This is a genomic window from Gilliamella sp. wkB108, assembly GCF_001690195.1.
Classification (GTDB): domain Bacteria; phylum Pseudomonadota; class Gammaproteobacteria; order Enterobacterales; family Orbaceae; genus Gilliamella; species Gilliamella apicola_L.
This window is the reverse complement of the sequence record NZ_LZGM01000015.1, coordinates 114844-138154: the sequence shown is the minus strand read 5'-3', so window position 1 is coordinate 138154 and position 23311 is coordinate 114844. Positions and strand designations below refer to the sequence as shown.

18 protein-coding genes and 1 riboswitch are annotated in these 23311 nt (G+C 35.1%); of the genes, 13 read left to right on the top strand and 5 right to left on the bottom strand.

Going from position 1 to position 23311, the window contains the following annotated elements; translation table 11 throughout:
* The first annotated feature begins 8 nt into the window (after positions 1-8).
* A riboswitch (Lysine riboswitch) is annotated at positions 9-182 on the top strand.
* A gap of 78 nt (positions 183-260) precedes the next feature.
* On the top strand, positions 261-1625 hold the full coding sequence (gene lysC, locus A9G11_RS01810; protein ID WP_065617826.1) for a lysine-sensitive aspartokinase 3: 1365 nt from the start codon (positions 261-263) through the stop codon (positions 1623-1625).
* A 255-nt stretch (positions 1626-1880) separates the two neighbouring features.
* On the top strand, positions 1881-3272 hold the full coding sequence (gene cysS / locus A9G11_RS01805) for a cysteine--tRNA ligase (RefSeq protein ID WP_065617825.1): 1392 nt from the start codon (positions 1881-1883) through the stop codon (positions 3270-3272).
* Between the two features lie 62 nt (positions 3273-3334).
* On the opposite strand, the gene trmJ is transcribed toward cysS, so the two are convergent.
* The gene (gene trmJ / locus A9G11_RS01800; protein WP_081298378.1) at positions 3335-4069 is read right to left on the bottom strand and encodes a tRNA (cytosine(32)/uridine(32)-2'-O)-methyltransferase TrmJ; all 735 of its coding nucleotides are present in this window, start codon (positions 4067-4069) and stop codon (positions 3335-3337) included.
* A 343-nt stretch (positions 4070-4412) separates the two neighbouring features.
* On the opposite strand from trmJ, the gene raiA reads away from it, so the two are divergent.
* The 5 genes from raiA to A9G11_RS01775 all read left to right on the top strand — a co-directional run bounded on the left by raiA (position 4413) and on the right by A9G11_RS01775 (position 10401).
* On the top strand, positions 4413-4745 hold the full coding sequence (raiA, locus tag A9G11_RS01795; protein ID WP_065617824.1) for a ribosome-associated translation inhibitor RaiA: 333 nt from the start codon (positions 4413-4415) through the stop codon (positions 4743-4745).
* Between the two features lie 110 nt (positions 4746-4855).
* On the top strand, positions 4856-6007 hold the full coding sequence (gene pheA / locus A9G11_RS01790) for a bifunctional chorismate mutase/prephenate dehydratase (RefSeq protein ID WP_065617823.1): 1152 nt from the start codon (positions 4856-4858) through the stop codon (positions 6005-6007).
* 2 nt (positions 6008-6009) lie between these two features.
* A complete protein-coding gene (gene mutY / locus A9G11_RS01785) occupies positions 6010-7056 on the top strand; it encodes an A/G-specific adenine glycosylase (protein WP_176701219.1) in 1047 nt (348 codons plus the stop codon).
* 73 nt (positions 7057-7129) lie between these two features.
* A complete protein-coding gene (locus A9G11_RS01780) occupies positions 7130-8308 on the top strand; it encodes an MFS transporter (protein WP_065617821.1) in 1179 nt (392 codons plus the stop codon).
* A 1055-nt stretch (positions 8309-9363) separates the two neighbouring features.
* Complete coding sequence (locus A9G11_RS01775; protein WP_065617820.1) at positions 9364-10401, top strand: NADH:flavin oxidoreductase/NADH oxidase; 1038 nt, start codon at positions 9364-9366, stop codon at positions 10399-10401.
* 71 nt (positions 10402-10472) lie between these two features.
* Here the strand turns inward: A9G11_RS01775 and A9G11_RS01770 are convergent, their stop codons facing one another.
* Together A9G11_RS01770 and tatA are read right to left on the bottom strand one after the other, a co-directional pair.
* Positions 10473-11657: an FAD-dependent monooxygenase gene (locus A9G11_RS01770; protein ID WP_065617819.1), complete on the bottom strand. Its 1185-nt coding sequence runs from the start codon at positions 11655-11657 to the stop codon at positions 10473-10475.
* 14 nt (positions 11658-11671) lie between these two features.
* The gene (gene tatA, locus A9G11_RS01765) at positions 11672-11848 is read right to left on the bottom strand and encodes a twin-arginine translocase TatA/TatE family subunit (RefSeq protein WP_065617818.1); all 177 of its coding nucleotides are present in this window, start codon (positions 11846-11848) and stop codon (positions 11672-11674) included.
* 646 nt (positions 11849-12494) lie between these two features.
* Here tatA and A9G11_RS01760 point away from each other — a divergent pair.
* Both A9G11_RS01760 and A9G11_RS01755 read left to right on the top strand, forming a co-directional pair.
* A complete protein-coding gene (locus A9G11_RS01760; protein WP_065617817.1) occupies positions 12495-13187 on the top strand; it encodes a LexA family transcriptional regulator in 693 nt (230 codons plus the stop codon).
* Positions 13188-13438: 251 nt separating this feature from the next.
* The gene (locus A9G11_RS01755; RefSeq protein WP_065617816.1) at positions 13439-15274 is read left to right on the top strand and encodes an ABC transporter ATP-binding protein; all 1836 of its coding nucleotides are present in this window, start codon (positions 13439-13441) and stop codon (positions 15272-15274) included.
* Positions 15275-15363: 89 nt separating this feature from the next.
* Here A9G11_RS01755 and dacB read toward each other — a convergent pair whose 3' ends face one another.
* On the bottom strand, positions 15364-16803 hold the full coding sequence (gene dacB, locus A9G11_RS01750; protein WP_065617815.1) for a serine-type D-Ala-D-Ala carboxypeptidase: 1440 nt from the start codon (positions 16801-16803) through the stop codon (positions 15364-15366).
* Positions 16804-16989: 186 nt separating this feature from the next.
* Here dacB and A9G11_RS01745 point away from each other — a divergent pair, with 186 nt between their 5' ends.
* Positions 16990-18012, top strand: a complete 1023-nt coding sequence (locus tag A9G11_RS01745) for a TerC/Alx family metal homeostasis membrane protein (protein ID WP_065617814.1) — start codon at positions 16990-16992, stop codon at positions 18010-18012.
* A 57-nt stretch (positions 18013-18069) separates the two neighbouring features.
* Here the strand turns inward: A9G11_RS01745 and cycA are convergent, their stop codons facing one another.
* Positions 18070-19443, bottom strand: coding sequence for a D-serine/D-alanine/glycine transporter (gene cycA / locus A9G11_RS01740; RefSeq protein WP_065617813.1), 1374 nt, complete (start codon positions 19441-19443; stop codon positions 18070-18072).
* A gap of 195 nt (positions 19444-19638) precedes the next feature.
* Here cycA and mltA point away from each other — a divergent pair, with 195 nt between their 5' ends.
* The 3 genes from mltA (at position 19639) to asmA (ending at position 23302) form a co-directional block, all read left to right on the top strand.
* A complete protein-coding gene (gene mltA, locus A9G11_RS01735) occupies positions 19639-20727 on the top strand; it encodes a murein transglycosylase A (protein WP_065617812.1) in 1089 nt (362 codons plus the stop codon).
* Between the two features lie 68 nt (positions 20728-20795).
* Positions 20796-21377, top strand: a complete 582-nt coding sequence (gene dcd / locus A9G11_RS01730) for a dCTP deaminase (protein ID WP_065617811.1) — start codon at positions 20796-20798, stop codon at positions 21375-21377.
* 35 nt (positions 21378-21412) lie between these two features.
* Complete coding sequence (gene asmA / locus A9G11_RS01725) at positions 21413-23302, top strand: outer membrane assembly protein AsmA (protein WP_065617810.1); 1890 nt, start codon at positions 21413-21415, stop codon at positions 23300-23302.
* The last annotated feature ends 9 nt before the right edge of the window (positions 23303-23311 follow it).

Sequence of the window (23311 nt, the reverse complement as noted above, 5' to 3'; positions counted from 1 at the left end):
CTTGTTTACAAAAAAGAAGAGGCGCATTACTCAGGTAGATCATTTTAGGGTCTGGAACCGTTAAAAAATGTTTAAGGGGATGTAATGCCGAGGTTTGATTGTCATCCAGAACGCAATCAAATCGACTGCAAGGGCTGAATCCCTTGGGTTGTCACCCTAACAGGTGGAGCGCTTCACGGTTTGTACTTTTTTGACTGTAAATTGAACATTCCTCTCGCTCTATCTCTGTTAAAAATAAGAATTTTTAATATGAGGAATCCATGGAAACATCATTTGTAATTGCTAAATTTGGTGGTACTAGTGTTGCTGATTATTCAGCAATGGTTAATAGTGCAAATATTGTTATCGCTAACCCTAATGTCAAAGTTGTTGTCTTATCAGCTTCTGCAGGGGTTACCAATCTACTTGTCGCTTTAGCTGAAGGGCGTAATGCTGATGTTCGCGCGCAACATATTGCTAAAATTCAAGCAATTCAATATAACATTCTAGAACAACTACCTGAAAATCCACAACTACGAGCTGATCTCGATCAAATTATTGCGAATATCGCCTCACTCTCTGAAGCAGCAAGCCTTGCTACTTCACCTGCATTAACTGATGAACTGGTTAGTCATGGCGAAATAATGTCGTCAAAACTTTTTGTCGAAATTTTAAAAGAAAAACAGAAAAATGCCATTTGGTTTGATGTTCGTAAAGTGATGCGAACCGATGATACTTTTGGTAAAGCGATACCTAAAATTGAAGAAATTAAACAACTTTGTTGCGCACATCTTAAATCATTAAATAATAAACAACTTATTGTGACTCAAGGTTTTATTGGCAGTGAAAGCACAGGTAAAACCACTACATTAGGTCGTGGTGGCAGCGATTATACTGCCGCTTTACTTGGTGAAGCGTTAAATGCAGATCAGATTGATATCTGGACTGATGTTGCTGGTATCTATACTACTGATCCACGCATTACACCAGCGGCTAAACGCATTGATGAGATCTCTTTTGCTGAAGCAGCCGAAATGGCCACTTTTGGCGCTAAAGTTTTACATCCGGCAACGCTTGTTCCTGCTGTGCGAAGCAATATTCCGGTTTTTGTTGGTTCAAGTAAAGCGCCACAAGCTGGAGGAACTATTGTTTATAATACCAATAGTATTACTTCTGAATTACCTGCATTTAGAGCATTAACACTACGACGTAAACAAACTTTATTGACCTTAACCAGTTTAAATATGCTCTATGCACAAGGTTTTTTAGCTAACGTGTTTACTATACTGGCTGAACATAATATTTCTGTCGATTTAGTTACCACCTCTGAAGTCAGCATCGCACTTACTATCGATACCACCGGCACCAATACCAATGGTAGTAGTTTATTAACTAAAGCACTTTTTGATGAACTTTCTAAAGTTTGTCATGTAGAAGTGCAAGAAGATCTTGCTTTAGTTGCGATTATTGGCAATAACTTAACGACGACTAAAGGTGTAGCTAAAGATGTCTTTGGTGCTTTAGATGAATTTTGTATAAGACTTTGCTGCTACGGCGCAAGCTCGCACAACGCCTGCTTTTTAGTAAAAAACAGTGATGCCGATGCCATTATTAAGCTTTTACATCACAATATTTTTGAAAAATAAGTTAAATTATTATGTCCTCTACAGCTTCCGTCGACAAGTGTCGACGGAAGTTGCATAACTTCACTTGAAATATGATTTTTTTAAGTAACTAAACTCATTTTGTAGCAATTAATCTTTCAAGTGGCTTAAATTTAACGATCTGTTACAAGTTGTCATTGTCTATACTTGCAAGTTGATTGAGTATATAACCATTTTTTGTTATATTGCCACCAGTTTTGATTCCGTCTATCAGTCAATTTATCATTAGGATATTTTATGCTTAAGATCTATAACACCCTCACTCGAGAAAAAGAACTCTTTAAACCAATTTCGCCCAATAAAGTCGGAATGTATGTGTGTGGGGTAACTATTTATGATCTTTGTCATATTGGCCATGGACGGACTTTTGTCGCCTTCGATGTCGTTACCCGTTACTTACGTTTTTTAGGTTATGATTTAACTTATGTTCGAAATATTACCGATGTAGATGACAAAATTATTAAACGTGCGCTTGAAAATGGTGAAACGTGTGATCAGTTAACTGAACGAATGTTACAAGAGATGTATGCCGATTTCGACGCACTGAATATAAAAAGACCAGATTCCGAACCGCGTGCTACTCGTCATATGCCACAAATTATCCAACTGGTTGAAGAACTTATCAAAAAAAATCATGCTTATATTGCTGATAATGGCGATGTCATGTTCGCGGTTGATAGCGATCCTAATTATGGAATTTTATCGCGTCAAAATTTAGAGCAACTCCAAGCCGGAGCTCGTGTAGATGTGGTAGATGTTAAACGTAATCCTATGGACTTTGTTCTTTGGAAAATGTCTAAACCCAATGAACCTAGCTGGGACTCACCATGGGGCAAAGGTCGACCGGGTTGGCATATTGAATGTTCAGCCATGAACAGTTATCAGTTGGGGCATCATTTTGATATTCACGGTGGTGGATCGGATTTGATGTTTCCTCACCATGAAAACGAAATAGCCCAATCTACCTGCGCTCATGACGGACAATATGTTAACTACTGGATGCATTCAGGTATGGTAATGATTGACCAAGAGAAAATGTCAAAATCATTAAATAATTTTTTCACTATTCGTGATGTGTTGAAGCATTATGATGCTGAAACAGTACGTTACTTTTTGCTATCTGGTCACTATCGTAGCCAATTAAATTATAGTGAAGAGAATTTAAAGCAAGCCAGAATGGCTCTTGAACGTTTATATACTGCTTTACGTGATACAGATGCTAATCATCCTCACACGACACCTGATAGTGATTATTATCGACAATTCTGTAATGCAATGAATGACGACTTTAACACACCAGAAGCTAATTCGATACTCTTTGATTTAGCCAGAGAGATTAATAAGGCCAAAGCAGATAATGATATGTCCCTCGCCAACGAGCTAGCGGCTGAATTACGCTATTTATCTTCAGTGCTTGGGCTGTTAGAGCAAGATCCTGTTAAATTTTTACAAGGTGAAGAGCAACATGATGTTGATACGGCATTAATTGAAGCGTTGATTAAACAACGTAATGAAGCACGAGCTAACAAAAATTGGGCGCAAGCCGATGATGCCAGAGACAAATTAAATGCCATGAATATTGTTCTTGAAGATGGTCCAAATGGCACTACGTGGCGTAAAAAAAGTTAACAGATTATCATTAAAAATCAGTAATTAGCTATACCCACAATATTTGTGGGTATTTTTTATCCTTATCCTATCTTTTTATCAATTGAAGCTAAAACGCCACGTAAGATATTCAGTTCTTGTTGTTCAATTCGCGCCCGACTAAATAACCGACGTAGACGCCCCATGATTTGTCCCGGATGATTAGCGTTAATAAAACCTGTGTTTAACAGCGTTTGTTGTAAATGTTCATAAAAACGTTCAGTATCTGCGTTAGAAGGAAAATCAACATGTGTACCTTCAGTTGATTCACCGCTACTATTTTGAAGATTTAACATCGACATGCGAATTTCATAGCAAAGAACCTGCACAGACATCGCTAGATTCAATGAACTATAATCTGGATTAGCCGGAATACTGACGTGATAATCACATTTTTGTAGTTCTTCATTGGTTAAACCGACCCGCTCGCGCCCAAAAACCAAAGCAACTTTGGTGTTAACTGCTTCTTGAACTATTTTATCTGCACACGCTTTTGGGGTTAAATTCGGCCACTGTAAACTTCGACTACGTGCGCTAGTACCAATGACTAAATTACAATCAGCAATAGCTTGTTCAAGTGAAAAAAACATGTGGGCATTTTTAATAATATCACTGGCGCCGGCTGCTAATGAAATGGATTGAGAATCAGGTTTAATAATAGGATTTACCAAACAAAGGTTGGATAACCCCATGGTTTTCATTGCTCTTGCAACCGATCCCATATTACCTGTATGAGAGGTTTCGACTAAAACAATCTTAATATTATCTAAATAACTCACATCATCTCCATTGAAGGACTCTTAAAACGCTTAAAGATGAAAATAGTATATACTATAAAACAGGTGAAAGATGTAGTTTCATTCCGTAGTCTGCTTACAATATAGCTAAAAATCAGCTTAGCATTTAAACAATCAGCTTAATTTACCTGCACATCATTTGCATAAAACGATCAATCAACGCAAATTTCAAATTTATACAACTCACACAATCCACTTATAAACATATAATAATCAATGAGTTATAAATTATATATTGACGAAATCCAAATAATTTGACAATGTATTCATCAGTGATGTCAATCATGTTAGCAATATTCGTTAACAATTATAAAGGAGGTCAACTATGACTTTAAGTATTACCAGTAAACAAATGGATATTACTCCGGCAATTCGCAGTTATCTTGAAGATAAATTTGCTAAATTAGATAAATGGAGAGCGCTGTTAATAAACCCTCACTTTATTTTATCCAAAGAGCCAGATGGATTTATTATCGATGCGACAATAGCAACAAAAGGGACTCCATTAGTTGCCTCAGCTAAACATATTGATATGTATGCAGCAATTAATGATCTTATTGGTAAACTTGAAAAGCAGCTTAATAAACTTCAACATAAAGGTGAATCTCGTCGTGCCTTTGACAGCATTAAAGGGGCTACCTTACCAGAGGAAGAATAAGTTTGACTATCCTGTTAAGTTTAAATTTATAATAAAAAGGCACTTTAAGAGTGCCTTTATTTTTTTGCTTGCTATAATATTGCATCGTTTTTTAATAATTTTAAGCAAAAATGACTGCAAATCCCTTATTACCTTTACGAGAACAAATTACTGAACTTGATAAATCTCTTTTAGAGATCATCGCTAAACGACGTGAACTTGCAACTCAAGTCATTCATACTAAAATTGCAGCAAACATACCTGTACGGGATATTGAGCGTGAACGTTCGCTGATAAAAACCTTAATTGCTCAAGGTAAAAATTATTCTCTTGATGAATTATTTATTAAACGTTTGTATCAAATCATTATTGAAGATTCAGTACTTCTTCAACAAAAAATCCTTCAAGAAAAACTTAATCATGGCACGATTGCATCTGCTAAAGTTGCTTTTTTAGGACCTAAGGGATCATATTCTCACTCAGCTGCACGTCGTTATGCCAGTACTCACTTAGAACAGATGATTGAATCAGGTTGCGCTACGTTTAAAGATATTTTTGAACAAGTCGAAAAAGGGTTTGTTGATTATGGCATCTTACCTATCGAAAATTCCAGCTCCGGTTCAATTAACGAAGTCTATGATTTATTGCAAAAAACTAATTTACACATCATTGGTGAGCTGTCGTTACCAATCGATCACTGTATACTCGCCATTCCAAATAGCCAACTTGAACAAATTGATACTGTTTATAGTCATCCACAACCTTTTCAACAATGTAGTCATTTTTTAGAGAGTTTCCCTCATTGGAAGATTGTTTATTGCGATAGCACTTCATCAGCAATGGAAACCGTAGCAAAATTAAATAGTCCTAATGTTGCAGCGATGGGGAATAAAGACGGTGGTGAATTATATGGTTTACAAGTTCTGGAACATAATTTTGCCAATCAAAAAGAGAATATTACGCGCTTTATTGTCCTTGCCCGTAAACCTATTGATGTTTCAGATCAAATTCCGGCTAAAACCACAATTTTAATGAAAACTGGACAGCAAGCCGGCGCATTAGTTGATGCTTTATTAGTACTACGCAAACATAATATTGTAATGACAAAACTTGAGTCACGTCCAATTCATGGTAATCCGTGGGAAGAGATGTTTTATATTGATTTACAAGGTAATATTAATTCTTATGAAATGCAAACTGCATTAAAAGAGTTATCGGCAATTACCCTATTTTCTAAAGTCCTAGGTTGTTACCCAAGTGATACTATTTCAGCGGTAATGTAATCATTGTGACGATGCAACATTTTTCACAAGCTGTACTAAATTGGTATGAACAGTATGGTAGAAAAACGCTACCTTGGCAGATTGAAAAAAGTGCTTATCATGTTTGGTTATCGGAAGTCATGTTGCAACAAACCCAAGTTGCAACAGTTATCCCCTACTTTACTCGCTTTATTGAGCAATTTCCCACTGTCAATGATTTAGCTAACGCGCCAATTGATGATGTATTACATCTTTGGACTGGGCTTGGCTATTATGCGCGTGCGCGTAATTTACATAAAGCAGCACAAGTGATTAGTGAACAATTTCACGGACAATTTCCTAACCAATTTGCAGATGTGGTGGCATTACCGGGGGTTGGGCGTTCTACCGCTGGGGCAATATTATCACTAGCTCAAAATCAGCAATATGCTATTTTAGATGGTAATGTAAAACGTGTATTAACCCGCTATTTTGCCATTGAAGGTTGGCCTGGTAATAAAGCTATTGAAAATAAACTTTGGTCTTTAAGCGAACAAGTAACTCCTGAGCAAGATGTAGCAAAGTTCAATCAAGCTATGATGGATATAGGTGCAATGGTTTGTACACGTACTAAACCCAAATGTACACTGTGTCCACTACATATTGATTGTATTGCTTACCAAACAGCAAGCTGGCAACTATACCCGACTAAAAAACCTAAAAACACTATTCCGGAAAAAACCGCTTACTTTTTATTGCTCGAACAAAATCATCACATATGGCTGGAAAAAAGACCACCTGCTGGTATTTGGGGTGGTTTGTATTGTTTACCGGAATTTACCAGTGAGCAAGCAATTACTGATTGGTTAAATCAACGAGGCATTGAAGTAACCACAACCAAACAACTCATTTCATTTCGCCACACCTTTAGCCATTTTCATCTGGATATCATCCCTATCCATTGTAAAATATCAAGCTATAATAAATGTTTAGATGAATCTACTGGTTATTGGTATAGCCTGATAACCGATAACGCCAAAATTGGGCTGGCAACCCCTGTTTATAAATTATTACATCAGTTAACTAAATAAGTGCATCTTTCTACAAATTGCTTACTTTTGGTATATAATTTGCCATCATTTCTTTTTCGATAAATCACTACTTATGCACAGCAAGCAATCTCAAGGATTATCCGGGTGGTTGGTATTTTTAATGGCGTTTGCTATTGGCGTGACTATTGCCAGCAACTACTATGCGCAACCACTACTACATTCAATCACAAATGATTTACATATTGCGACTGAACATGCCGGCTCAATCATTATGGCTGCTCAATTCAGTTATGCTGTTGGTTTGCTTTTTATAACACCACTTGGTGATAAAGTTGAACGTAAAAATTTAATTCTCATTTTGATGATTCTAACCACATGCGGGCTGGTAGTCAGTGCCTCATCGCAAAATTTATGGATGCTCATTATTGGCACTGCAATAACTGGACTATTTTCAGCTGTAGCCCAAGTACTCATTCCTTTTGCCGCCACATTAGCAAAACCAGAAAACCGTGGAAAAATTGTAGGCACATTAATGAGTGGCATGTTACTTGGGATTTTAATCGGACGATCATTTGCTGGCGCAATATCATCGATAGGAGATTGGCATGACGTCTATTGGATAGCTACGGTAATTATGAGTATCATCACTATACTACTGTGGTTATCCCTACCAAGTTATCGTAATAAAACCAATATCAACTACTGGCAATTAATGTCTTCTATCGCTTCACTTTACCGACAAGAACGCACACTAAGGATCCGCTCAATACTAGCCGTTATCTCATTCGCCATATTTTCTTTATTATGGACGCCGTTAGCGTTTTTATTAAGTGATCCACCTTATTACTATTCTGATTTTATTATTGGGTTATTTGGTTTTGCTGGTGCTGCTGGTGCATTGGGTTCACCTATAGTTGGACGATTATCAGACAAAGGCAAAGGGTTTATCGCAACCTCAATTGGATTAGCTTTATTACTGCTTTCATGGTTACCACTCTCACTTGCACATTACTCAATAATTGCTTTAATCTTAGGTGTGATCCTATTAGATTTTGCTGTACAAGTTACACATGTATCAAATATGAATGCCATTTATCAAATCAGACCCGAAGCTCGCAGCCGAATGAATACAGGTTACATGGTTAGTTATTTCACTGGTGGAATGTTAGGCTCAGTTGGCTCTACTTATTTGTATGGTCACTATGGTTGGATTGCTATTATTCTAACCGGGACAATTCTTGCACTAATTGGCATAATCACTTGGATTCATTATACTAAAACATATAGCTAACCTGAAACATCTTTACCAATTGCAAATGATGTCTACTTAGTTAACCGAGTTCGACAATAAATCTGACAGATGTTAATAATATATCGATACTTAGATGTTGAATTCAGCCGTCAAGAAAAAATCAAACGGCATAAACTCCTGAATATTTTTTACAAAATATGCGTCATGCTATATACAAATAAATCCTGTTATTACTCTCTTAACTGTTGAATTCAGCCGTCAAGAAAAAATCAAACGGTATAGACTCCTGAATATTTTTTACAAAATATGCATCATGTTATATACAAACAAATTCTGTTATCACTCTCTTCGCTGTTGAATTTAGCACGCTAAGAAAAATGAAACGGTACAGACTCCTAAATATTTTTTACAGGATATCCGTCATGTTATATACAAACAAATCTTGTTATCACTCTCTTCTCTGTTGAATTCAGCGCGCTAAGAAAAATGAAACGGTATAGACTCCTGAATATTTTTTACAGAATATGCATCATGCTATATACAAATAAATCCTGTTATTACTCTCTTAACTGTTGAATTCAGCCGTCAAGAAAAAATCAAACGGTATAAACTCCTGAATATTTTTTACAAAATATGCATCATGTTATATACAAACAAATTCTGTTATTACTCCCTTAGCTGTTGAATTCAGCGCGCTAAGAAAAATGAAACGGTATAGACTCCTGAATATTTTTTACAAAATATGCTTCATGTTATATATAAACAGATCCTGTTATCACTATCTTCTCTGTTGAATTCAGCTAACCTTAAACTTCTTGGCAAAGATTTAACTTAAGATTTGATTTATATTCTACTGTTTTTTTATCCTTATTAATGACTATCTTGTCCCTAAATCAAGCGATATAATAGCTAACATACCTAAAACAGTATAAGATAATAGACAGATCAATACTGAAAGAATTTTTACATTGATTATATTGATAATTAGCAGAAACAATTATTGAATACGTTTTAATCTTAAAACAATATCTTTTTTTTCATGTTCAATAAAAATCTAACATTACTTTACTTACTGATTATATTAGGAGTTATCTATGGCTAAAATATCTTATCTCAACACACCATTTAGTATAAAAAGCTTATCACTGAAAAATCGAATTGTTATGCCACCAATGTGTCAATATGTCGCCACTGACGGAATGCCAAATGATTGGCACTTTGTTCATTATGTTTCTCGTGCAGTGGGTGGGGTTGGGCTAATTATCGTTGAGATGACCAATGTTGCTCCTAATGGTCGAATTTCACCAAATTGTTTAGGTTTATGGAATGATGATCAACGAGACCAGTTTAAACGCATTGTTGATGCGGTGCATGCTCAAAATGGCAAAATAGCACTGCAAATCGCCCATGCTGGAAGCAAAGCTTTAGGTGCTTCTGATGTCGTCTCTTGCTCGCCGGTGATGTTTGATGATACAAATGATGCAAATGCACAATGGCAATATCAAATGCCTCGCGCATTATCCAAAGATGAAATTCTTGAGTTAATTGAGAAATTTAAGCAATCGACTAAACGCGCTGTTGAGGCTGGCTTTGATGCTATTGAAATTCATGGTGCACATGGTTATTTAATTCATCAATTTTGTTCACCAAAAAGCAATCTCAGAACCGATGAATACGGTCAAGACAAACTACTGTTTGGCGAACAAGTGATTAAAGCGGCCAAATCAGTCATGCCAGCTGATATGCCCCTTATTGTACGTTTCTCTGCACAAGAGTATGGTAAAAATGGTTATGACGTTGATTACGGATGCAAAATAGCTAAACGTTTTGCTGATGCCGGTGCGGATGTCTTAGACGTCAGCGGTGGCGGTGACGGAAAATTAGATCCTTTGCATACGCCAAAATTTCATGCCGGTTATCAAGTATATCTTGCTCGAGCTATCAGAAAAGTGAGCAATTTACCTATTATCACCGTTGGTATGCTTGAAGATCCTTATCTTGCTGATTATGTGTTAAGTACTGGTGATGCCGATCTCGTTGCCATTGGCAAAGGCTTATTGCACGATCCATATTGGGCATTGCACACGCTTAACTCACCATTTGTCCCTCAACCCTATAAAGTCGCTTTTTAATAAAACAATGGTTTTAAATTTAATAAGTGAGCTTGGGATATCTTGCAACAAACACAGTTAATCATAGCTGGTTAAATATGCATAGCATATTTAATCAGTTGTTTTTTCACTGGTGAACAATGATCTATAGCATTCATTCCAATAGTTCTTAGCATCTTTTTCACAAGATGATCACCATTAAACATATCTTGAATAGTGCGCATAGCTGCCAGCATAACCAACGTTTCTTTACGACGTGTAAATTGATATGTTTTCAAATTTATTGGTAAACCGATATCTTTGTTACTACTCACTAATTCTTTAATGGTCGCAACTAATAACGCCGAGTCTTGAAACCCTAAATTAACACCTTGTCCAGCTAACGGATGAATGGTATGAGCCGCATCACCAATTAACACTAATCGATGTTTAACAAAACGTTTAGCAAAACGGGCTTTTAATGGAAATACCATTCTAGGGTTAACTAACTGGCATCGACCAACCTTATCACCCGTTAAGGCGAATAACTCATTTGCAAATTCTATCTCAGAAATAGAAGCTAAATTTGCCGCTTCATCAGGCTTAGTTGACCAAACTAAACAGCTTTTATTTGTTTGCCAAAGTGGCAGAAAAGCAATAATACCGTTTGGGTAAAAAATCTGCTTAGCACAAAATTGATGTGGATATTCAGTCGTTACTGTTGTGATCAGCGCATGATGAAGATAGTTACGCTCAAAAATAGCAATATTCTCTTGCTGACGGATCCAAGAGTGAGCGCCATCAGCGCCAATAACAAGCTTAGCTTGTAAATGCGTATTATCAGCAAGTGTCAAGCAAGCATAATCGTCATTAAATACGCTATTAATCGCTTCACTGCTAAAAATAGTAATATTAGAACAAGTTAAAGCATATTGGTAAAGATAATGTGATATGACATGATTTTCGATGATATAGCCTAAATTTTGATAACCATAATCTTGTGCATGAGCAGATAATTGAGCTTGACCATTTTTTTCCCATACACCTATCTCTGTAAATGCTTGAACTCGTTGACTGGCACACAAATCATCCCAGATACCTATTTGTGAAAAATAGTGTTGAGTTGAACCATTAATCGCTGAAGCTCGTATTCCTATTTCATCCACGAGTAAATCAGCATTTTGATGGATCTTAGTGTCAATAATAGCAATGTTAAGATCACATTGACTAAGCGCACAGGCGGTGGCTAAACCAACTAATCCGCCACCAACGATTGCAACATCGAAATGGATATTCATACTAGGCACAATAATTATTTTTTATTTAAATTGTCATCTTTTTTAGATTCAATCTCGTCATCATTCATGGCTTTCTTAAAACCTTTCAATGCCAAACCAAGATCTGAACCCAAATTACGTAATTTGTTAGTTCCGAACAACAATACTACCACAGCAAGAAATACTAGAAGATGTGGGATACTAAATGACATATAAGAATCCTCTTAAATATATATTACGTTTTAGTTAATGGCTAGATTTTAAGCTCACTTGAAACATAATTACTATTATACTCTTTTTATGGCGGGATTTCATGACAAGATAAGGAATAAAAAAAAGACCTGTATAAAATTATACAGGCCAACATGAAATATAAGGAATATAAGGAAAGAAAACAATGAAAAATCCTTACCCTGCTTATTATCCATTTTTTTTCGCTTTAGTCAACGTTTTTATTTGTTTTTTAATTTATTACCGCATTATCTGCAAAAAATAAATATTACCAATAAAAACAATATGTTAAAAAAATATCATCAATTTTATTAGGTGAAATGCATTTTTGATAAATATCAAATTTCAAATATAAAACACTTAAAAAGTATAAAAAAATGCCAAAATATCGCAGAAAACAACTAAATACAAACAGAAAAACAAAAAATAATTGATTTAAAAAAAAAGAACATTAAATACTTTAAAACGCAAAATAGCCTGAACATTAAAATATAAAAACGAATTATCGGTTTTAAGTAAAAGAAAAACATATCTTAATATTGACTTTTCATTTGATATTGCGATACAAAATTTTTAAAATATGAAATATAATTACTATATGGATGATAGGAGAAAAACAGGTCAGAAATGAATATGATTAAGAATAAAAATGTTAAAACATTTAAAGATAGATTACACACTTCTATGCAAGGTTTATCAGTTTCAGCTTTTGCCAAAAAGTGCGATATGTCCGAAACAGTGATTAGAGACTATTTATCTGGCAAAACATATCCATCACTGACTCGTCTAGAAGTTATTGCTGAAAAATGTAATGTTTCTTTCAATTGGCTAGCTACAGGATATCGATTAGAAGTTATTGATCCTGAAGATGATGATGAAGATGTATATAACGAAAACATCTTACGCATTCCTGTATATAAAAAACAGTTACCTAGCAAAGAAGAAGCACAAACTCAGCGCTATATTCGAGAAACGCCACCTGTTATGAATTATCCGGTTGTCGAAGGTTGGGTCTCTCATCGCGGATTAGATATCAAAAAATTAATTATCTACTGGGCAAAAGGCGATTTAATGTCACCTGAGATAAAAAACAATGACGGACTTATTATTAATACACAAGTAGCCGATATTGTTGACGGTGCCATATACTTAATTGAATATGAGAACTTCACTTTACTTAGAAAAATTCGTTTAACCCTCGGTGGTTGGGTGTTAATTTGCAATAATAACCAATACCCAACCCTTGATGTACCAAAAGCTGATTTTGAAAAATATCAGATCGTTGGTCGTGTTGTTCAAATTATTAAAGATATTTTTTGAGTAAATCAATAGCCATATACGTCTATTCAATATATAATCACCAAATTGAGGGAATTTTATACTAACTAATTCCCTCAAATTCCTTTTTTATAACTTCAGCAATAATAGGTATATACTCAAGTGGCTATAATTTAGATGTTATATAAATTTTTGGTGCAAAGATAATCCGGATCTAACCGCACTCCTCCTCGCTTTTTAAATTTCATTGATTCTTATATCAATGAATAATCTTATTTATAACTAGGTTTGTTATGTATCGATTTTTTGAAAAAATGGTATCACCTTATCCTAAAGATGAACCTCAACCCACAGCTAAAACTATTTTTAGCTTTATTTTACAATCAACTAAAGGCATACGTGTTTTTATGTTTTTGCTTATTATACTTAGTGCGTTAGGTGGCGCTTTTGAAGCGTTTCTATTTGCCGCACTAGGAAAAATTGTTGATTGGTTGGCTGTTGTTGAACCCGATAAATTCTGGCAACAAGAAAAAAGTACATTACTTTTATTAGCATTAGTTATCTTAGCAAGTACCTTAGTTGTTGGATTGCAAACGATCATTAAACACCAATGCTTAGCCGGTAATTTTCCGATGAGAATGCGTTGGAATTTACATCGATTAGTACTTAATCAAAGTATGCGTTTTTTTCAGGATGAATTTGCCGGAAGAATCTCAGCAAAAGTCATGCAAACCGCATTAGCAGTGAGAGATACTTGTTTTTTAATTGCTGATATATTGATATTTGTACTGATCTCTTTTATCACTATGGCTACAATCATCGGACATTTAGAGCCTTGGCTATTATTGCCATTTCTGGGTTGGTGTGTCATTTACGGTATTGCGATGTATTATTTTATTCCGCGCCTTAGTAAAATTGCTAGTATGCAAGCTGATGCCCGTTCCACAATGACAGGACGTGTAACTGATGCCTATACCAATATCATGACAGTTAAGCTCTTTTCTCACGCCGGTAATGAAGCTAAATATGCGCAAGAATCAATGGATGATTTTTTAGTTACCGTCAACAAACAAATGCGACTGGTAAGTAGTTTTGAAATTGTTAACCACTTATTGACCATTTCATTAATCTTAAGTACTACCGGTGTTTCTTTGTGGCTATGGACAAATCAATTAGTCGCGATAGGTGCAATTGCCACTACAACAGCTGTAGCTCTACGATTAAATGGTTTATCTCATTGGATCATGTGGGAAATAGCTGCCCTGTTTGAAAATATTGGTATCGTTAAAGATGGGGTTAATACATTTTCTGTAGCTAAAACCGTTACCGATCAACCTAATGCTAAACAACTTCAAGTTAACCAAGGGAAAATAGAGTTTAAACATATTCATTTCAATTATGATGAAAAACTCAATAAACGTGTTATTGAAGATTTGGATCTGACCATTAATCCGGGAGAAAAAATTGGTTTAGTCGGGCGTTCTGGTGCTGGTAAATCGACATTGATTAATTTATTACTGCGTTTTTATGATTTACAAAGTGGACAAATTATTATTGATGATCAAGATATCACGACAGTAAGCCAAGAGAGTTTACGCGCACAAATTGGTATGGTGACGCAAGATACCTCTTTATTGCATCGTTCAGTACGAGAAAATCTATTATATGGAAATAACTTAGCTTCTGAACAAGATATGATAAAAGCGGCACAAAAAGCACAAGCTGATAACTTTATTCAATCATTAGTCGATGCAAATGGAAGAAAGGGTTATGATGCGTTTGTAGGTGAACGTGGAATAAAACTCTCTGGTGGGCAAAGACAACGTATCGCTATCGCACGAGTTATTTTAAAAAATGCACCGATTCTGCTTTTAGATGAAGCCACCAGCGCACTTGATTCCGAAATTGAACAAGCAATTCAAGAAAGCTTGTATACCTTAATGGAAGGGAAAACAGTTATTGCTATTGCTCACCGGTTATCAACCATTGCTGCAATGGATAGGTTAATTGTACTTGATCAAGGTAAAATTATTGAACAAGGTACTCATCAAGAACTATTAAAGAAAAATGGATTGTATGCACAACTTTGGAAGCATCAAAGTGGCGGTTTTTTAGCAGATAATTTGTAATCAGAATAACAATTGACAAAAAATCTCAGGACACATATATGTCAAATTCAGCAAATGTGTCCTGAAAATAGATGCGTCATTTTTGCCAATTATTTATTGACGAAATTTTTATAAAACTCAGATTCAAAACGCATAATCGCGCTATTTTTTGGTTCGCTTTTAGTATCAACCTGATAACCTGATAATAACTGAACAAAAGCAGTATAGCCACCGTCGGCTTTTTGAATAAAGCCAGCTAGATTATAACTTCCTTGTATATACCCAGTTTTAGCCCGGATGATATCTTTGAAAGGTGCTTGGCTTAAACTTTTGCGATATTGCAAAGTCCCGTCAACTCCGGCAATTGGCAGTTTGTCAATTAGCCCTAACTGTGAATCATGCAGAGCTATATATTGCAAAATTTCCATTAATTTATCGGCACTCACTAAATTTAATCGCGACAATCCAGAACCATCAACAATCACTGAGTTTTCAAGGTTTATACCCGCTTTCTTTTGTAAAATCTGTTTAACTGCATCACCACCATTTCGCCATGTACCGGAAATATTATAATAGTGAGCGCCTAAGGTTCTGAAAATAGTATCTGCATATAAATTATTCGATTTTTTTAACATAACTGTTAATAATTCAGAAAGAGGAGCTGATTGCGTTGCGTTTAACAGCGTCAACTTTGCATTTACTCTCGAGTTGCGTTCTGTAAGATTACCAGTATAGGTTATTTTTTGTTGTTTAAGTTCATTTTTCAAAATAGACGAGAAATACTCTACACTATCTATTACGGCGAATTTTAATGGTGTCTTTTCAGCGTTGGCGGCAATACAACCCGATAAATGATAACGGTTTTTGGCTGAGTGACTTACATCCAATTCACAATATTTGTCATTCAAATCCTTAGAGTTTCCGGCAATGGTTTTGATATTACTGGTTACTGCCACAGGATAGTTAGATGATACTGTAACAGCCGCTTTGCTACCCACTTTACCTGGTGTGATAGAAGCAAAAAAGCAATTGTCATCAACAATAGCCGCTGAGGGTGGTGCATTATAGCAAGCCGTCAAATTATCCCATGACCAACCTGGTGCATTGTCGTGGCTGGCAAATACTGCGGTATCTAAAATAATATTACCAACAATTTTTTCCATCCCTTGCTGACGAAGAGAACTTAGCATGCTTTTTAATCTAACCCGATCAAAAGTTGGATCTCCACTTAATTGTATAATAAGATCACCATTTAACTGTTTATTACTAATTGAGCCATTAGTTAGCATACGTGTTTCAAAACGAAAATCACTCCCTAACTCTAATTCAGCTGCTAACGCCGTTACAATTTTTAAAGTACTAGCAGGTTGTTTGAATTGATTACTTTGATATTTTGCTAATGTTTTGGGATTACTACCCACTGATTGAACCAAAATTGATATATCACTTCCTTTTGGTAAGTAAGAAAGGTAAGATTCTACAGATTGTGCGTGTAATAAGGCTGAAAAGGAAAATAGAACAAATAAAAAAAATACTTTGAAATTCGTCATGAGAATTTGCTCAAATTTGATGAAATTAAAACAGTTAAAAAGAGAACACAAATATATCTTTTTTTGATCTACCTATCAATATATACTCAATCACTTTTATAATCATGTTGGATAAATTGATAGTAAGCAGTAGATCCAACAAATCAGATTATTTCAAAAATAAAACGTAAAATTAGGTGACAACTTATGTTCCATAGTTCCTTAGGTTTCCCAATAGAAACGGTTATAGTATTTGTTGTATTAACTACTGTAGCTATCTTTTTAGATCTCTATGCTCATCATAATGATAAACCTATAAGTTTAAGTAATGCCATTGGCTGGTCACTTTTTTGGATCGCCGTCGCTTTAGGATTCACTCTCTATTTATATCTACACCATGGTAGTGAAGCAGCAAGTCTCTTTATCACAGGTTATGTACTGGAAAAAGCGTTATCTGTCGATAATCTATTTGTTATTATGGCGCTATTTTCATGGTTTGCTATTCCTAATAATTACCGTCATCGTATACTATATTGGGGAATTATAGGTGCTATTATATTCCGTGCTATTTTTGTCCTGATTGGAACAGGGCTATTATCTTTAGGTTCATGGATGGAGTTAGTATTCTCGGTGATCGTCGCATTCACAGGAATAATGATGATAAAAAAACGTGAGGAAGATGATCAAATTAAAGATTATTCCAAACACATTGCTTATCGTATAGCAAAACGTCTCTTTCCTACCTATCCGAAAATAGTCGGTAATCACTTTCTATTAAGCCAAAAACAACTGAATATCGAGCTTGCTAAACCCGAAAATCAAGATTTAGTTAATAAAATCCCCAAAAGTATTTTATATGCTACACCTCTTTTTTTATGCGTTATGGTTATTGAAATCAGTGATGTGATGTTTGCTTTCGATTCAGTTCCCGCCGTCATTGCTGTAAGTCGCGAACCTTTGATTGTATATAGTGCCATGATTTTTGCGATTTTGGGGCTAAGAACAATGTATTTTGTATTAGAAGCGATGAAACAATATCTGGTACATCTCGGTAAAGCAGTTGTCTGTTTGTTGTTTTTTATTGCCATTAAATTGGCATTAAATGCGAGTTATCATCTTTTTGATTTTGGCATAGATATCAGCCCAACGATGAGTCTTTATATTGTATTAGGTATACTATCACTTGGCATTATTGCAAGTTTCATTTGGCCAGGGAAAAAAAATAAATAGTTGGGTAAGTGAACGTTGATAATTGGCAGGGAATTCCTGCCAAAAAATAACGCATGATTATTGACGTTTTAACGATCTAAAATAATAACTCACACCTAAAATAACAAACCAAATTGGTGTAGCAATTAAAGCTTGGCAAGTATCAGTTTCTAAAGTTAGCAATACAATGACAAAGGCAAAAAATGCCAAACAAATATAGCACATCAATATACCACCAGGCATTTTAAAATTAGATTGCTGGTGTAATTGATTTTTTTTGCGACGATATGCAATATAAGAAATTAGAATCATTGACCAGATAAACATAAATAAAATAGCTGAAATAGTGGTCACAATGGTAAAAGCTTCAATGACATTCGGTACTAAATAAATCAGAACCACGCCACCAAATAAACATGTACAAGAAAACAATAAACCATTAGCAGGCACAGAACGACGTGATAATTTACCGAAATGTTCTGGTGCATCTTGTTTTTTAGCTAAACCAAACAACATACGACTTGTTGAATAGATCCCACTATTGGCCGAAGAAGCTGCCGAAGTAAGTACAACGAAGTTAATTATACTCGCCGCTGCTGGTAATCCTATCAAGGTAAAAAGTTCAACAAAAGGACTTTTATTCGGTGAAATCGCACTCCATGGAGTGACACTCATAATAATGATTAAAGCAAAAACATAGAAAAAGATAATTCGTGCAGGTACTGAGTTGATTGCTCGTGGTAAATTTTTATTAGGATCAACTGTTTCAGCGGCAGTTGTACCAACAAGTTCAATACCGACGAACGCAAAAATCGCAATTTGGAAACCAGCAAAAAAGCCCATAGTGCCGTGAGGGAAAAGACCACCATATTCCCAAAGGTTTGAAAATGCAGCTGTAGTATTAGTTTGCTCAGAGTGATAAGCTGTCAAAATTAATACAAGTCCAATCACAATAAGGGCTAAAATGGCAATGATTTTAATCATTGAAAACCAAAACTCAGTCTCACCAAACATTCTTACTGTTAATAAATTTAATACTAACAATACGATAACAGTTAAGAGCATAGGGATCCATGCTTGTAAATCAGGAAACCAATGCTGAGCATAACCGGCTATAGCAACGACATCCGCTATCCCTGTAATAACCCAACAAAACCAATAAGTCCAGCCAGTGAAAAATCCCGCCCATGGTCCTAGCAGATCATTTGCAAAATCACTAAAAGATTTATAATTTAAGTTAGAGAGCAGTATTTCTCCCATTGCTCGCATAACAAAAAACAGAATAAAACCAATAATCATATAGACAAAAATAATTGAAGGTCCAGCAAGACTTATCGTCTTTCCTGATCCCATAAATAATCCTGTGCCAATTGCCCCACTAATTGCAATTAACTGAATATGTCGATTCGATAGATTTCGTTTAAGATCATTGTTTGAAGATGTAACGCTCATTGCTATTATTACCTTTCATTTAACATTTTACGATTTTATTGGGAATATAGGACTATAAATAGTATAACGTCAAATCGCAAGCTGAATCTCTATGAAAACTTTTTATAGCTTTATAATAATTATTGGTAGTTTCTTATAATAGAATTGTGTAGCATAACAGACTATATTTATTATCTATTTTAATTACATACTAAGATGAAAGAAAATCACCACGTTTATCGTTTTTATATTGTCACTATATTAGTGACGCTATTATTATTAACCGGTTGTCAAAACCGTGCTAAAAAAAACATTCAACAAAGCCAACAATATAAAGATGGGCGACTTAAGCATTCATTGACAGTCAAACATCCCTTATTAGAAGCCCCTGTGAACATTTCTGATTATATTATCCAAGTAGCAAAGATTAAATCCGCCTCCCCTGCGTTATATCGTAAAAATGAACATATCTATAAAGCAATTGATGCATGGATTAATCGCGCTTTGGGTGCAAATGAATTTCATAAAGTAGGATTAAACAGCTATGAAATGGCAGGTAAAGATGGCTTTGGTAATGTTCATCTAACGGGTTATTACACACCAATAATCAAGGCAAGAAAAAATCCTACTGGAGAATATAAATATCCAATTTATAAAATGCCAAAAAACGCTAAAGGACAACTCCCTACCCGTGAACAGATTTATAATGGTGCATTAATGAATAAAGATCTGGAAATCGCCTATACTAGATCCTTAATTGATAATTTCTTCATGGAAATACAAGGTAGTGCTTATGTTGATTTTGAAGATGGTTCATCTTTAGTATTCTTTAGCTATGGGGGTAAAAATGGGCATAGCTATTCCAGTATCGGACGATTACTGGTTGAGCAAGGTGATATCAACAAAGAAAATATGTCGATACAGTCAATTAGAAATTGGGCTAAAAATAAAAATGAACGTCAAATCAAAGAGCTGCTGATCAAGAATCGTTCCTTTGTCTTTTTTAAACCTCAGCATAATGCTGAAGTAAGAGGTGCTGCTGCGGTACCTTTAGTTGCAAATGCTTCAATCGCGGCAGATAGATCATTGCTACCAATTGGCTCTGTAGTGTTAGTTGATGTACCTATTTTGGATAATGATGGCAAATATCGTGGTAAACGAGAAAACCGTTTGATGGTTGCGCTTGATGTGGGTGGAGCGGTTAAAGGTCAACATTTTGACCTCTATCTTGGAGTTGGTGATAAACCAGGTAAATTAGCTGGCTATTATAACCACTATGGTCGTGCGTGGGTGATTAAACCTTAAACCAACATCATCGACGCCACTGATAGAACCTGCTAAAATAAAGCAATAAACCGATTTAAGGATAATTCATGAGACTGTGTGATCGAGATATTGAAGCGTATTTACTAAATGGTAAATTAAAAATAACCCCTCAACCTACATCAAGTTGTATTAATGGTGCTACCGTTGATGTCCGGTTAGGTAACCGCTTTCGTACTTTTCAAGAGCATACAACTCCCTATATAGACTTAAGTGGTCCCAAAGAAGAAGTGTCAGCAGTCTTAGAACGCGTTATGAGTGATGAAATAATACTCCCTGACGGAGAGGCTTTTTATCTTCATCCTGGTGAATTAGCGTTAGCGGTAACCCTAGAGTCGGTTACCATTCCAGATGATTTAGTTGGTTGGTTAGACGGACGTTCTTCATTAGCCAGACTAGGTCTTATGGTTCATGTGACAGCACATCGTATTGATCCGGGCTGGCAAGGTCAAATTGTATTGGAATTTTACAATTCGGGGAAAATTCCATTAGCTCTCCGACCCGGAATGACAATTGGAGCATTAAGTTTTGAAATCCTAACTGGTCCTGCGGCAAGACCTTATAACCGTCGTCAGGATGCTAAATATAAAGACCAACAAGGCGCAGTTGCCAGTCGTATTGATAAAGACTAATTCAGTTCATAACCTTATACTAAAGGAACGTTAATATGATAAAAAAAATATTGGTTACCCTTTTTATCTTCATCTTGATCATCGCAATAGGTATTGTTTCACTTATTGTGTTTGTAGATCCAAATAACTTTCGAGGATTTATCTCCGATACAGTCAAAGATAAAACAGGTTATGAATTAACGATTGAAGGTGATCTTCGTTGGCATATTTGGCCACAAATAAGTATATTAACTGATTCAGTCAAACTTTATGATACCGGCGCGCAAAAACCAATTTTGCTCGCTGATAACATGCGTCTTGATGTAGAGTTATTTCCGCTATTTTCCAAAAAACTAGCCGTTAAAAATATCTTAGTTAAATCGGCGGTGATTAATATTACTGACGAAAGTAAAGGTCAAATTAGTAAAAATAAAGAGGAAAATTCAGCAAACATTAACTCGAATCAACTCCCCAAACCAAAAGATCGAAAAAGCTCCTCAAATTGGACTTTTACTTTAAACAAATTAGAGGTTGCTGACAGTACCATTGTCCTACAACATAATGAAGATATTATCAATTTTCGAAACCTCAATTTAACTGTTGAACAAGATGATAATCAAAAAGTTTCTGTTGATTTGAAAGGAAATATTGATCGTAATCAACAAGATCTATCTTATTTAGCAAATGCTGATATTGATTTAACTCAATATCCGGAAAAGGTGAAAATTGCATTAAATAAATTTAATTACACTTATAAAGGCATTACTGTACCGACTGGCGAATTACAAGGAAGTATGAATGGTGTATTTGATTATCAACAAAATCCACAAGTGTTAAAAAGCCAGAATGTGAAATTTTCTGTAAACGATAATACCTTTACTGGTAATATCAATCTAAAACTCGATAAAAAACCTTATGCTGAATTAGAACTCAAGTCAGATAAAGTGGATTTTACACCATTTATCACAAGTAAAGAAAAATCGAGTGAAAATGTCACCATTCAACAAACAACACCTGCAGTATCACCGGTTGCTAAAACAAGTAACGAATTGAGTTTTTTAAATGGTTTTAATGCCAAAACTAAGTTAAATATTAAAGAATTAGTTGCTAACAAAATCGTATTAAACAACATTCATGCTGATATTGTTAATGATGAAGGTATCGCAACATTTAAAGATATTAGTTTTGACTTGGCTAAAGGACATATTACCACTACTGGTTCAGCTAATGGTAAGCAAAAAAATGCCTTAATAAAACTCAACACTAAAATTAATGATGTTGATTTAAACACCTTTTTTAGTGAAATTGAAGTTTCTAAGGATCTTGAAGGCTTATTTAATGCCAGTGGTAATGTCGAAGTTAATACCATAACAGCATCTAAGTTATTAGAAAGTTTACAAGGTAATCTTGCTATAACAATCACTAACGCTAGATTAGATAATATTAATATTCCTAGTATTATCGAAGAAGCGGCATCTAAGTATACCAAAGATATTTCAACACCAGACAGTCAAAAACGATATACCGAATTTCAAAAAATCGAAGCCAATGCGAGTTTAAATAAAGGGGATCTGGACTTAACCTCTTTAACCGCTACGTCGCCTTTGCTTGAAGTAGTAGAAAGTTCGGGAAAAGTCGGTATGATTGAGCGAGATTTAGATGTTAATTTAAATGTCAAAATGTTAGGTGGTTGGAATGGTAAAAATGAAACCATTGCTAAACTCCAACAATTAGTTATTCCATTACATATTTATGGGAAATTTGCTAATCTGCACTATCAAATCGATCTCGGTAAAATAATTAAAGATTTATTTAATGATAAATGGCAACAAAGTTTAGATAACTTACGTAATAAGCTTGAAAATCAGGATCCTAATGATGATTCAAAAAAATCAAAAAATAAACAAAAAGCAGCCAAAATTTTGGGTGAAATATTAAAAAGATAAGCTTTTACT

What these genes read in the sequence shown, in the direction of transcription:
- pheA (WP_065617823.1), top strand. Translation starts at nt 4,856, where the DNA reads ATGACTGCAAATCCCTTATTACCTTTACGAGAACAAATTACTGAACTT.
- A9G11_RS01755 (WP_065617816.1), top strand. Translation starts at nt 13,439, where the DNA reads ATGTATCGATTTTTTGAAAAAATGGTATCACCTTATCCTAAAGATGAA.
- dacB (WP_065617815.1), bottom strand. Translation starts at nt 16,803, where the DNA reads ATGACGAATTTCAAAGTATTTTTTTTATTTGTTCTATTTTCCTTTTCA.
- A9G11_RS01770 (WP_065617819.1), bottom strand. Translation starts at nt 11,657, where the DNA reads ATGAATATCCATTTCGATGTTGCAATCGTTGGTGGCGGATTAGTTGGT.
- cysS (WP_065617825.1), top strand. Translation starts at nt 1,881, where the DNA reads ATGCTTAAGATCTATAACACCCTCACTCGAGAAAAAGAACTCTTTAAA.
- tatA (WP_065617818.1), bottom strand. Translation starts at nt 11,848, where the DNA reads ATGTCATTTAGTATCCCACATCTTCTAGTATTTCTTGCTGTGGTAGTA.
- A9G11_RS01760 (WP_065617817.1), top strand. Translation starts at nt 12,495, where the DNA reads ATGAATATGATTAAGAATAAAAATGTTAAAACATTTAAAGATAGATTA.
- A9G11_RS01775 (WP_065617820.1), top strand. Translation starts at nt 9,364, where the DNA reads ATGGCTAAAATATCTTATCTCAACACACCATTTAGTATAAAAAGCTTA.
- asmA (WP_065617810.1), top strand. Translation starts at nt 21,413, where the DNA reads ATGATAAAAAAAATATTGGTTACCCTTTTTATCTTCATCTTGATCATC.
- mltA (WP_065617812.1), top strand. Translation starts at nt 19,639, where the DNA reads ATGAAAGAAAATCACCACGTTTATCGTTTTTATATTGTCACTATATTA.
- dcd (WP_065617811.1), top strand. Translation starts at nt 20,796, where the DNA reads ATGAGACTGTGTGATCGAGATATTGAAGCGTATTTACTAAATGGTAAA.
- A9G11_RS01780 (WP_065617821.1), top strand. Translation starts at nt 7,130, where the DNA reads ATGCACAGCAAGCAATCTCAAGGATTATCCGGGTGGTTGGTATTTTTA.
- lysC (WP_065617826.1), top strand. Translation starts at nt 261, where the DNA reads ATGGAAACATCATTTGTAATTGCTAAATTTGGTGGTACTAGTGTTGCT.
- cycA (WP_065617813.1), bottom strand. Translation starts at nt 19,443, where the DNA reads ATGAGCGTTACATCTTCAAACAATGATCTTAAACGAAATCTATCGAAT.
- raiA (WP_065617824.1), top strand. Translation starts at nt 4,413, where the DNA reads ATGACTTTAAGTATTACCAGTAAACAAATGGATATTACTCCGGCAATT.
- A9G11_RS01745 (WP_065617814.1), top strand. Translation starts at nt 16,990, where the DNA reads ATGTTCCATAGTTCCTTAGGTTTCCCAATAGAAACGGTTATAGTATTT.